A 12,113-nucleotide genomic window follows, 5' to 3' on the forward strand; every position below is an offset into this window, starting at 1 on the left:
CTGCGACCGGGCATTCGCCGGCCGCTCAACAGTTGATATCGACGTTCGGCGAGAGGATCTCGATCTCCGCCGGGGTGATGCGGATGGTGCTCTGCCCGCAGCGCAGGAGGATCTCGCGGTCGGCGGTCAGCTCGATGCGCTGGCTGCCGAGGACGATGCTCCTGCCGTCCAGGCCGATCTTCGACCCGTCGTCGCTGCCGCCCACGCTCACTTCGTAGCTGTCGCCCACCGACAGGGTCTTCTTCTTCATCACCTGGGTGCTCTGGTTCAACCCGACCACCGTGTTCATCATCATGCCGACATTGAGGCTGTAGCCGAGGCCGACGTTTTCCATGCGCCCCATGCCGACGTTCTGCAGCGAGGCCATGAGGATGGTCTCGCTCTTGTTCATGCCGATCTTCACCGTTTCGTTGCGGTCCACCGTCTTGCTGCGGTTGGCATGCACGGTGATGGTTTCGTTGTTGTCCACGGTCTCGGTGCGATCGTGCTTCACGTGCACGGTCTCGTCGTGGTCGATGGTCTTGCTGCGGTCGTGACCGACCCAGTGGGTCTCGTCGTTCTCGACCTCGATGTCCTGGTTCTTCTCCGCGTGGATGTACAGCTGCTCGGCGCCCTTCTTGTCCTCCATGCGGATCTCGTTGAAGTTGGCCGGCGTGCCGCCCTTGCTCGAGCGGCTCTTGGTGCCGCTCTGGGTGGCGTTCGCCGGCAGCTCGTAGGGCACCGTCTGCTCGGCGTTGTAGACCCGCCCGGTGATGATCGGCCGGTCCGGGTCGCCTTCGAGGAAGCTGACGATCACCTCCTGGCCGATCCGCGGGATCTGGATCGAGCCCCAGTTCTTCCCGGCCCAGGCCTGGGACACGCGCATCCAGCAGGAGCTGTTCTCGTTCGACTGGTCGTGGCGGTCCCAGTGGAAGTGCACCTTGACCCGTCCGTACTGGTCGGTCCAGATCTCCTCGCCCTTGGGCCCGACCACCACCGCGGTCTGCGGGCCGCGCACCACCGGCACCGGCGTCAGCGGCAACGGCCGGAACGGCTGGGCGGCATCGATGCAGTCCAGTTCGCTCTCGAACTGCGCTCCAGCGCCGCCATTGCCGGTCTCGAGAAGCTCCTGGACCACCCGGTATTCCGCCGCCACCACCAGGTACTCGCGGTTCTGGTCGAGCCGCGGATAATTGCTCAGGTGGAACAGGTGCCCAGAGCCGATGCCCCTGGCGCAACCGCGCAGGCGTACCCGCTCGTGCTGGGTCTGGATCGCTTCGATGCGGGTCCGCGCGTAGTGTTCGCCATCCTGGCTCTGCACGTATTCCCCGGGGTAGTCGTACAGCGGGTAGTCCGCCGCCGCATGGGCGCGCCCCACGTTGGAGCGCACCTCCAGGCGGGTGCCGGGACGCTGGAAATCGTAGTCGTTGAGGCTCAGCGAACCGGGCTGGACCTCGCGCGCCACGTGCCAGTCGAAGAAATGGTCGCGCTCGCGGTGGCCGAGGGTCGGCGGGTAATAAGGCACGCTGGCGTAGCCGACCGGGCTCTGGTGCGCGCCGTAGGCGTCGGAGAGGACCAGGATGTGGCGCTTCTTCTCGTGGCGGAACCAGTAGTAGATGCCCTCCTGCTCCATCAGCCGGCTGACGAAGTCGAAGCTGGTCTCGCGGTACTGCACGCAGTACTCCCACTCGCGGTAGGGGCGTGTCAGGGCATCCTCGAAGTCGGAGAAGCCGAGATCGCGGAACACCTGCTTGATGATGTCCGGGACCTTCTGGTTCTGGAAGATGCGACAGTCGGAGGTGCGCGTGAGCAGCCACAGCCAGGGCCGCAGGGTGACCTGGTAGCTGGCGAACTGGCCGCTGCCGGCACCCTGGCTGCAGCGCGCGACGATGCCGTGGAAATGCCGCCGGATGCCGCCGGGCAATTCCAGTGCCAGGCTCATCGGCTTGCCCAGCAGGGCGTCCAGGGGCAGGGCGTGATTGCTCGAAACCAGCTCGAGCTCGTGGTTGAACAGCCTGCCCAACTCTTCGCGGCCTTCCAGCCGTTGCAGTTGCAGGACCTCGGGGCCCAAAGGGGAATCCACGTGGACCAGGCGGGTATGTTGGGAGAACAGCATGGGAAATCTTCCTTGATAGTCACCTGCGATGGACGGTTCGAACAGCGCGTGCCACCGACGCGGCGAATGATCGTACAATCCCGCGCCGCCGCGAAAGGCTGGCCATTCGCCACACCCCTGCCCGCCTCCTGCGGACCCGCCGACCCTATGCCAGAAAAAAAACCGAGGCAACGGCGGTTTTGTCGAAAAGTATTTCCGCCGCCATGAGCGCTGCGTCGCATTGGCCCATTGCCCCCGGTCACGTGGAAATGCGATATTCACAAACGTGAATCATTCTCATACTACCCTGCCCGCTCCCGCCCCCCGCCTGCTGCTGGTCGAAGACGATCCGCGCCTGCGCGAGGATCTCGACGCGCATTTCCGCCAGCGCGGCTTCCACGTGACCGTCTGCGGCGATGGCTCGCACGGGCTGGAAGCCGCCGGGCGCGAAGCATTCGACCTGGTGTTGCTGGACATCATGCTGCCCGGCCTCGACGGCCTGGCCCTGCTGGAGTCGCTGCGCCGCGAGCAGGCCACGCCGGTGATGCTGATGTCGGCGCTGGGCGCCGAGCAGGATCGCATTAGCGGCTTCACCCGCGGCGCCGACGACTACCTGCCGAAGCCGTTCAGCCTGGCCGAGCTGGATGCCCGCACCGACGCCCTGCTGCGCCGGGTACGCCTGGATCGCCAGCCGCCCGCGCCACGCCAGGACACCCGGCTGGCGTTCGACGAACAGGCCCGGGAAGTGTTCCACGAGGGGCTCCCGGCCGGCCTGACGCCGTCCGAGTACCGCCTCCTGGCGATCCTCCGCGAACACGCAGGCGAGGCACTGAGCAAACCCTTCCTCTATCGCAGCGTGCTGCACCGCAACTACACCCGCCTCGATCGCGGTCTCGACGTGCACATCTGCAACCTGCGCCGCAAGCTCGCCGCCATCGCCGTGCGCCACCTGCAGATCCAGGCGGTGCGTGGCCAGGGCTACCTGCTGGTGGAAACGGAACGGCCCTGATGCGCAGGCATCCGCTGCTGTGGAAACTGGCGCTGCTGCAGGTCGGTTTCTGCCTGCTGCTGACCTGGCTGATATACACCTGGGGCCTGTCGGTGGAGCGCAGCACCTACTTCCTCGCCCCCGCCGACCGCAGCTACCTGGCGGACTACGCGCGGCAGGCGGAGGATGCCTGGCGCAGCGAGGGCGCCGCGGGCGCCGAACGCTTCCGCAAGGAACTGTCGGCGAAGGAAGACACCTGGGTGGCGCTGGTCGGCCCGCACCTGGAAAGCCTCGGCAGCACGCCGTTGAGCGCCGCGGAATCGAGCCACCTGACCTTCATGCGCAAGCTCGACTGGCCAATGAGCCGGCGCCTGCAGGACGAACTGCCGTACGTCAGCATCGAGTTTCCCGATCATCCCGAACAGGGCCGGCTGGTGATCCAGTTGCCGGAACGCCTGCTGCCCGGCGGGCTGACCCCGCGTACTCGCCTGGTCACCCACGGCATAGTCCCGACCCTGCTGGCCGCCCTGCTCGGCCTGCTGCTCTACCGCCACCTGGTGGCGCCGCTGAACCGCCTGCGCGACCGCGCCGACGCCCTGCGCGCCGACGAACTGGAGACGACGCCGCTCGCCGCGCCGCTGGCGGCGCGCCGCGACGAACTCGGCGAGCTGGCCCAGGCCCTGGAGCACATGGCCGCACGCCTGCGCCAGAGCCTCGCCCAGCAGCGTCTGCTGCTGCGCACCCTGTCCCACGAACTGCGCACGCCGCTGGCGCGCCTGCGCATCGCCCATGACAGCGACCTGCCGCCGGACCAGCTGCGCCAGCGGCTGGACCGCGAGGTCGGCGACATGCAGCGCCTGCTGGAAGACACTCTCGACCTGGCCTGGCTGGACACCGAGCGTCCGCAACTGCCCACCGAGCCAGTGCTGGCGCTGTCGGTGTGGGAAGCGCTGCGCGAGGACGCCTGCTTCGAGAGCGGCTGGGAGCCGTCACGGCTGCCCTGCCGGCTGGGCATCGACTGTCGCGTCGAGGCGCACCTGGACAGCCTCGCCCAGGCCATGGAGAACCTCCTGCGCAACGCCATCCGCCATTCTCCGGAGAGCGGCACGGTCAGCCTCGACGGCGAGCGCGAGGGCGACTTCTGGCACCTGCGCCTGCAGGACCAGGGGCCGGGCGTGGCGGAGGACCAGCTGGAGCGTATCTTCCTCCCCTACCAGCGCCTGGATGCCACCGCCGGCGAAGGCTTCGGCCTCGGCCTGGCGATCGCCCGGCGCGCCATCGAGCTGCAGGGTGGCCGGCTCTGGGCCAGCAACGGCAGGCCCGGACTATGCCTGCACCTGTGGTTGCCGGCGGCCGCCTGAGGGCGAAGTGTTTAGAAAGTTAATGCGCTTTACTCTCAAATAACAATCAATATCATTCGTGATCTCTCGCTTTTTGCCGCACTGCCCGGAGATCACCGATGTCCTCACGCGCCCTTCCCGCCGTTCCCTTCCTGCTCCTGTCCAGTTGCCTGCTGGCCAACGCGGTGCACGCCGCCGGCCAGGACGACGGCTCCGTCATCGAGCTGGGCGAGCAGACCGTGATCGCCACCGCCCAGGAGGAAACCAAGCAGGCGCCGGGGGTCTCCATCATCACCGCGGAGGACATCGCCAGGCGGCCACCGAGCAACGACCTGTCGCAGATCATCCGGACCATGCCGGGAGTCAACCTGACCGGCAACAGCTCCAGCGGCCAGCGCGGCAACAACCGGCAGATCGACATCCGTGGCATGGGCCCGGAGAACACCCTGATCCTGGTCGACGGCAAGCCGGTCAGCTCGCGCAATTCGGTGCGCTATGGCTGGCGCGGCGAGCGCGACAGCCGCGGCGACACCAACTGGGTGCCGGCCGATCAGGTCGAGCGCATCGAGGTGATCCGCGGCCCGGCGGCGGCGCGCTACGGCAACGGCGCGGCGGGCGGCGTGGTGAATATCATCACCAGGCAGGCCGGCGCGGAAACCCACGGCAATCTCAGCGTCTACAGCAACTTCCCGCAGCACAAGGCCGAGGGCGCCAGCGAACGGATGAGCTTCGGCCTCAACGGGCCGCTCACGGAAAACCTCAGCTATCGCGTCTACGGCAACATCGCCAAGACCGACTCGGACGACTGGGACATCAATGCCGGCCACGAGTCCAACCGCACCGGCAAACACGCCGGCAGCCTCCCCGCCGGACGCGAAGGCGTGCGCAACAAGGACATCGACGGGCTGCTCAGCTGGCGCCTGACGCCCGGGCAGACCCTCGAGTTCGAGGCCGGCTTCAGCCGCCAGGGCAACATCTACACCGGCGACACGCAGAACACCAACAGCAACAACTACGTGAAGCAGATGCTCGGCCACGAGACCAACCGCATGTACCGCGAGACCTATTCGGTCACCCATCGCGGCGAATGGGACTTCGGCAGCTCGCTGGCCTACCTGCAATACGAGAAGACCCGCAACAGCCGGATCAACGAAGGCCTGGCCGGCGGCACCGAAGGTATCTTCGATCCCAACAACGCCGGCTTCTACACCGCCACCCTGCGCGACCTGACCGCCCACGGCGAGGTCAACCTGCCGCTGCACCTGGGCTACGAGCAGACCCTGACCCTCGGCAGCGAGTGGAGCGAGCAGAAGCTCGACGACCCCAGCTCCAACACCCAGAACACCGAGGAAGGCGGCTCGGTCCCCGGTCTCGCCGGGAAGAACCGCAGCAGCAGCTCCTCGGCGCGGATCTTCTCGCTGTTCGCCGAGGACAACATCGAGCTGATGCCAGGCACCATGCTCACCCCGGGCCTGCGCTGGGACCACCACGACATCGTCGGTGACAACTGGAGCCCGTCGCTGAACCTGTCCCACGCGCTCACCGAACGGCTCACCCTGAAGGCCGGCATCGCCCGCGCCTACAAGGCGCCCAACCTGTACCAGCTGAACCCCGACTACCTGCTCTACAGCCGCGGCCAGGGGTGCTACGGGCAGAGCACCAGCTGCTACCTGCGCGGCAACGACGGCCTAAAGGCCGAGACCAGCGTGAACAAGGAACTGGGCATCGAGTACAGCCACGACGGCCTGGTGGCGGGGCTGACCTACTTCCGCAACGACTACAGGAACAAGATCGAATCCGGCCTGTCGCCGGTCGACCACGCCAGCGGCGGCAAGGGCGACTACGCCAACGCGGCGATCTACCAGTGGGAGAACGTGCCCAAGGCGGTGGTCGAGGGCCTCGAAGGCACCCTGACCCTGCCCCTGGCCGACGGCCTGAAGTGGAGCAACAACTTCACCTACATGCTGCAATCGAAGAACAAGGAAACCGGCGACGTGCTCTCGGTGACGCCGCGCTACACCCTCAACTCGATGCTCGACTGGCAGGCCACCGACGACCTCTCGCTGCAGGCCACGGTCACCTGGTACGGCAAGCAGAAGCCGAAGAAATACGACTATCACGGCGACCGAGTCACCGGCAGCGCCAACGACCAGCTCTCGCCCTACGCCATCGCCGGCCTCGGCGGCACCTATCGGCTGAGCAAGAACCTGAGCCTCGGCGCCGGCGTCGACAACCTGTTCGACAAGCGCCTGTTCCGCGCCGGCAACGCCCAGGGCGTGGTCGGCATAGACGGGGCCGGCGCGGCTACCTACAACGAGCCCGGACGGACCTTCTACACCAGCCTGACCGCGTCGTTCTGAGCCATAACGAGAAAGCCTGATGAGAACCTCCCTGCTCGCCGCCGCCCTGGGCCTCGCCCTGGCGGCGACCCTGCCCGGCACCGCGCCGCTGGCGCAACCGGACCCCGAGGCGACCATGGACCGCAGCCTGCTGCAACGCCAGGACCTGCCCTATCGCTTCAGCGCCGTGGACCTGGACTCCGCCGACGGCCAGCGGCATTACCGGCTGTGGCTCGGTCGACCGCTGCAGGCACCGCCCGCCGCCGGCTACCCGGTGCTCTGGTTGCTCGACGGCAACGCCGCCCTCGGCGCCCTCGACGAGACCGCCCTGAGACGCCTGGCCGACGGCGACGCGCCGCTGCTGGTCGCCATCGGCTACCGCACGCCGCTGCGCATCGACCGCGCCGGGCGCACCTTCGACTACACTCCGGCGCGTCCCGGCCAGGCCGAGCAGCGCGACCCGCTCAACGGCCTGCCCAGCGGCGGCGCCGATGCCTTCCTCGACCTGTTGCGCGACGGCATGCGTCCGGCCGTGGCGGCGCAGGCTCCCCTGGACACGGCGCGGCAAACCCTCTGGGGCCACTCCTACGGCGGCTTGCTGGTGCTCCACGCACTGTTCACCCGTCCCGGCGAGTTCGCCCGCTACGCCGCGGCCAGTCCGTCGCTGTGGTGGAGCGACGGGGCGATCCTCGGCGAACGAGCGGGGCTCGAACAGCGACTGCGCGGAAAGCGCGCTGAACTCCTGCTCTGGCGCGGCAGCGCCGAGCCGGCCAGCCCGCGCGGCTCGCTGAGGGCCGAGCCGGGCCAGGCGATGGCGCGGCTGGTGGATGACCTGCGCCAGGTGCCCGGGCTCACGCTGGACTTCCAGCCGCTCGACGGCCTGGGTCATGGCGAGACGCTGGGGGCCTCGTTGCGCCTTCTGCTCGCCCGGCCGGCGGTGGAACGCCAGCGCTGAAGGCGCGCGCTCCCAAGAGAACCGACGCAACGGCGGATAACCGCTTCGCGGTTATTCGCCCTACCGGTGGCCAGGCATCCGCGCGCCGCGACATCCCTCTACGCCACACGGCCCCCTCTCCCGCCTGCGGGAAAGGGTTGGAGTGAGGGAAAATCGGCCTACGCCACCACCGGAATCAACGGGTCGGCCGCCGCCAGCGCGATGGCGCGGTCCGCCGCCGGCGGGTAGATCCACACGCCGTTGATCTCGGTCTTGATCTTCTTGCCCTCCTCGCGCACGAAGCGCACCTGGCGGTCCCAGCCCTCGGTGAACACCGCGCCCCAGCCGCCGAGGTCGAGGCAGGTCACGTACTTCACCTGGCTGTAGGGAATCGGCTCGACGCCGAGCAGGTCGGCGGCCACGTTGTTGCCGGCCGAGCGGCCCAGGGCGATGGCATGCTGGCAGGTCATCAGGGCATGGTTGCCGCGATCGTCGGTAGCCGCGCGGGCCACGTCTCCGGTGGCGTAGACATCGTCGAGACCGAGCACCTTGAGGTTGCGGTCGACATGCAGGCGACCCTGTGCATCGCGCTCGCCCGGAATCTGCCCGGTCAGCGTGCTGGCCCGCACGCCCACGGTCCAGACCACGGTCTTCGCCTCGATCCGCTGGCCGTCGTCGAGCGTCACGCCCTCGGCATCCACCGCCGCCACCGAACGCCCGAGGCACCACTCCACGCCCAGCTCCGCCGAGGCTTCGGTGATCAAGCCGCCCAGCTCTGCACCCATCGATGCGCCAATGGCAGCGCCGCGGTCGACCACGATCACCCGCAGCGCCGCTTCCTCGCCGAGGATCGCCCGCAGGCGCGCCGGCATCTCGGTGGCGGTCTCGATGCCGGTGAAGCCGCCGCCGGCGACCACCACGGTGTTGCGTGCCGACGAATCCGGCAGGTCGCGCAGGGCATGCAGGTGTGCCTCCAGGCGCAGGGCGTCTTCCAGTTGGTCGACATCGAAGGCCGCGTCGATGCCGGCGACACTCGCCGGCCGCCACACGCTGCTGCCGGCCGCCAGCACCAGGCGGTCGTAGTCCAGCTGCGCCGGCGCGCCCTCGGCATCGCGGTACGCCACCCGCTTGCCGGCCACGTCGATGCGCTGCGCGCTGCCCTGCACGAAGCGCACGCCGACCGCGTCGAACAGTTCGCCCAGCGGCGCCGTCATGCGCTGCACCTCGGGCTCGTAGAAACGCGGGCGGATGCGCAGCTCGGGTTGCGGCGCGAGCACCGCGACCTCGATGTCGTCGCCGCCATGGCGGTCGAGCAGGCGGACCGCGCTCAGCGCGCTCCACAGGCCGGCGAATCCGGCGCCGACGATCAGGATACGTTGTTTCATGGAGGCTCCTGGAAGGATGAGGACGGGTTCTGCGGAGAGTCGCCCCTCCGTAACTACGACTATATTAGTCGTAGTTACGGAAAACAAGCCCGGCACCGACACGAGCAACCACCCACTCCCGCCGTTCGACAGAAGAAGAAGTCAGGAAAAAGGGGTGAAAAATCGGAAACAGAGCGGTTTCGGCCGGGAAAAGCGAGACAGCAAAATCTTGTGACCGCTCTGAAAAGCTCGCACACTATTGCGAATATTTCTGTCGGAGTTAGTGATGGCTCTCTATAGCGCCGGCGTCGAGTACGGCATCCATTGCCTGCTGTTCCTCGCCGACGAGAAAGGTGACAGCCGCGAGTCCAGCGTGCGCGCCCTCGCCGAACTGCAGGGGGTGCCCCCGGAATTGCTGGCCAAGGTTTTCACCCGCCTGGCCAAGGCCGGCCTGGTGGCGGCCACCGAAGGCGTGCGCGGCGGCTTCCGCCTGGCGCGTCCGGCCAACGAGATCAGCGTGCTCGACGTGGTCCGCGCCATCGATGGCGACAAGTCGATCTTCGAGTGCCGGGAGATCCGCGAGCGCTGTGCGCTCTTCGAAGGCAACCCGCCATCCTGGGCGACCCGCAATACCTGCTCGATCCACGCGGTGATGCTCACCGCGCAGAAGCGCATGGAAGAAGCGCTGGCCCAGCAGACCATCCTCGACCTGGTGCGCCGGGTAGGGCGCAGCGCGCCGCCCGAGTTCGGCGAGCAGGTGCTGCGCTGGATGGAAGCCAGCCGCGAAGGCCGCAACCCCACCCGCGGCTGAGTCCCTGCGCCAGGCGAGCCGGCGCCGCAAGTCCCTTTCGCGGAAAACACCATTGTCGACTGCGGTGCTAATCGCGCCGGCGTTTCTCCCTACCCTATCCCCAGAGGCCGCCGTAGAGCGGCCGCCGGCCCACTGCAACGGCCCGTGTCCAACTTGCGTGATAGGTGAATGATGGAACCTGGCAGCTACCAACTGACCATGAGCGTGCTCATGACCCCCGACAAGGCGAACTTCTCTGGCAACGTCCATGGCGGCGCCCTGCTCAAGCTCCTCGACGAGGTGGCCTTCGCCTGCGCCAAACGCTACGCCGGACGCTACGTGGTGACCCTGTCGGTGGATCAGGTGATCTTCCGCGAGCCGATCCATGTCGGCGAACTGGTGACCTTCCTCGCCTCGGTGAACTACACCGGGCGGACCTCGATGGAGGTCGGGGTGAAGGTGATGACCGAGAACATCCACGAGCGCACCGTGCGCCATACCAACAGCTGTTTCTTCACCATGGTGGCGATGGACGACCAGCGTCGGCCAGTGGCGGTGCGTCCGCTGGAGCCGGAGACGCCGACCGAGAAGCGCCGCTACGCCCAGGCCCTGGCCCGGCGCGAGCAGCGCAAGCTGATGGAGCTGCGCTACCAGGAGATCCGCGAACAGGTGGATCACGCGATGCCGGCCTGAACACCGCCCGGCCCGCGGGCCGGGTCCTCAGCCCTCGCCGACCAGGCTCTCGAACGCTTCTTCCAGCACGCTGGCGCTGCCGGGCCGGACCACCCGCGCCACCTCGCGGCCATCGCGCAGGAAGACGAAGGTCGGCCACAGCTTGACCTGGAACGAGCGGCCCAGGCGCCGGCCAGGGCCGTCCTCGATCTTCAGGTGGGCGACCTCCGGGTAGTCGTCGAGCACTTCCGCCAGCAACGGCTGGGCAGCCTGGCAATGGCCGCACCAGTCGGTGCCGAACTCCACCAGGGTCGGACCGGCGAGCCGGTCCAGTTCGTCGCGCGCCGGTGCCTCGGCGCTGTATCGGCTGTTCATGCGTTGCGTCTCCGTGACGATGGCTGACAGGACGACAGACTGTCGCGGCGGGATCGGGTTCGACCCGCCCGACGATGTCCTCAGCGTCCTCGGGCGCGGACCATGCAGCGCTGGTAGCGTTCGTCGACGCGCTTGGCGAACCAGGCGGTGGTCAGCTTGCGGGTGATCTTCGGGCTTTCCAGCGTGATGCCCGGCAGCACCGCGCGTGGCAGTTGCTTGCCGGTGGCCGCCTCGGCCAGGGCGAAGACCTTGCGGTACAGCGCGCTGTCGGCGAAGTCCGCGCTGTCGCCCTGCTCCAGCGCCCGGCGGATCGCCGCGTCGCTCATGTCCAGGCGCTTGCCCAGGGCGCGCACGGCCAGCTCGGTGGAGCCCGGCGTGCGCGTGCCGTAGCGGATCAGGTCGCCATCCAGCGCCAGCGGGATCCCCGAGACGCGACTCAGCGCGCTCTGGAAGGCGGCGTTGCGGCTGGCGTACCAGCCGGCGTTGAAGTCGGCGAAGCGGTACAGCGGCGCCGGGTAATCCACCGGATAGCCGAGCAGGTGGGCGATGCCGAAATACATGCCGCCGCGCCGGCTGAACACTTCGCGGCGGATGCTGCCATCCACCGGGTAGGGATAACCGTCGGCGTGGCGCTCGGCGAAAGCGATGCTGACCTGCATCGGCCCGCCGGTGTGCACCGGGTTGAAGCCGCCGAACAGCTTGCCGCCCATGGGCACGATGGCGATGAAGTCGTCGAAGGTCTCGCTCAGCTCCTTCTCCGTCCGCGCCGCGGCCAGGCGCTGGCTGTAGGTCCGCCCATCGGGCGACTTGATACCCAGCGCCGAGCTGACCAGGAACGCCGGCACGTGCAGCTTGCCGGCGCGGCGCTCGAGTTCGCGGGTGGCGATCCTGCCCAGGCCGGCTACCGGCGGGTCGACCTGGTAGGTGGACTCCTGCTCGGTCACCGCCAGCACCGCACAGAGATTCTCGTCGCTGGGGTAGACCTGCTGGGCGGAAAAGGCCGCGTAGATATCGCGGGCCCAACCCTGGCGATCGCGCACCGTGGCCGGCATCAGACGGACGATCTTCGCCCGTACTTCGTCGGGGTTGGGCGGCGGCGGCTCCGCCGACCGCGAACTGCACCCGGCCAGCGCCAGGAGCATGGCCAGCCCCGTTACGCCGCAACCCTGGCGTACTGCTTTCATCTGCGATTCCCTGTTCCGTTGCGAAGTGGGCGGCCGGTGGCGACCGCCGAAGC

At 68.2% G+C, this 12,113-nt stretch carries 10 protein-coding genes; 6 read left to right on the forward strand and 4 right to left on the reverse strand.

The features are described from left to right. Positions 1-25 precede the first annotated feature (25 nt). Complete coding sequence (gene tssI, locus B7D75_RS18055; RefSeq protein ID WP_012076473.1) at positions 26-2,095, reverse strand: type VI secretion system Vgr family protein; 2,070 nt, start codon at positions 2,093-2,095, stop codon at positions 26-28. A gap of 265 nt (positions 2,096-2,360) precedes the next feature. On the opposite strand from tssI, the gene B7D75_RS18060 reads away from it, so the two are divergent. From B7D75_RS18060 to pfeE, 4 genes are all read left to right on the forward strand, one after another. Beyond that, a complete protein-coding gene (locus B7D75_RS18060) occupies positions 2,361-3,083 on the forward strand; it encodes a response regulator transcription factor (RefSeq protein WP_052178060.1) in 723 nt (240 codons plus the stop codon). Then, complete coding sequence (gene pfeS, locus B7D75_RS18065) at positions 3,083-4,423, forward strand: two-component system sensor histidine kinase PfeS (RefSeq protein WP_107114279.1); 1,341 nt, start codon at positions 3,083-3,085, stop codon at positions 4,421-4,423. The genes B7D75_RS18060 and pfeS overlap by 1 nt, the downstream gene beginning before the upstream one ends. Positions 4,424-4,521: 98 nt before the next feature. Beyond that, on the forward strand, positions 4,522-6,762 hold the full coding sequence (pfeA, locus tag B7D75_RS18070) for a siderophore enterobactin receptor PfeA (RefSeq protein WP_053817444.1): 2,241 nt from the start codon (positions 4,522-4,524) through the stop codon (positions 6,760-6,762). Between the two features lie 19 nt (positions 6,763-6,781). Next, the gene (gene pfeE / locus B7D75_RS18075) at positions 6,782-7,696 is read left to right on the forward strand and encodes a ferric enterobactin esterase PfeE (protein ID WP_058129251.1); all 915 of its coding nucleotides are present in this window, start codon (positions 6,782-6,784) and stop codon (positions 7,694-7,696) included. 158 nt (positions 7,697-7,854) lie between these two features. On the opposite strand, the gene B7D75_RS18080 is transcribed toward pfeE, so the two are convergent. Next, positions 7,855-9,060, reverse strand: a complete 1,206-nt coding sequence (locus tag B7D75_RS18080; protein ID WP_107114280.1) for an NAD(P)/FAD-dependent oxidoreductase — start codon at positions 9,058-9,060, stop codon at positions 7,855-7,857. 265 nt (positions 9,061-9,325) lie between these two features. Here B7D75_RS18080 and B7D75_RS18085 point away from each other — a divergent pair, with 265 nt between their 5' ends. Further along, positions 9,326-9,850: an RrF2 family transcriptional regulator gene (locus tag B7D75_RS18085; RefSeq protein ID WP_107114281.1), complete on the forward strand. Its 525-nt coding sequence runs from the start codon at positions 9,326-9,328 to the stop codon at positions 9,848-9,850. A gap of 171 nt (positions 9,851-10,021) precedes the next feature. After that, positions 10,022-10,522: an acyl-CoA thioesterase gene (locus B7D75_RS18090; protein WP_012076480.1), complete on the forward strand. Its 501-nt coding sequence runs from the start codon at positions 10,022-10,024 to the stop codon at positions 10,520-10,522. A 27-nt stretch (positions 10,523-10,549) separates the two neighbouring features. Here B7D75_RS18090 and B7D75_RS18095 read toward each other — a convergent pair whose 3' ends face one another. Together B7D75_RS18095 and B7D75_RS18100 are read right to left on the reverse strand one after the other, a co-directional pair. After that, positions 10,550-10,876, reverse strand: coding sequence for a thioredoxin family protein (locus tag B7D75_RS18095; RefSeq protein WP_012076481.1), 327 nt, complete (start codon positions 10,874-10,876; stop codon positions 10,550-10,552). 80 nt (positions 10,877-10,956) lie between these two features. Further along, positions 10,957-12,060, reverse strand: a complete 1,104-nt coding sequence (locus B7D75_RS18100) for a DUF1615 domain-containing protein (protein ID WP_012076482.1) — start codon at positions 12,058-12,060, stop codon at positions 10,957-10,959. Positions 12,061-12,113 lie beyond the last annotated feature (53 nt).

It is taken from the genome of Pseudomonas paraeruginosa (genome assembly GCF_003025345.2).
In the GTDB taxonomy this organism is placed as follows: domain Bacteria; phylum Pseudomonadota; class Gammaproteobacteria; order Pseudomonadales; family Pseudomonadaceae; genus Pseudomonas; species Pseudomonas paraeruginosa.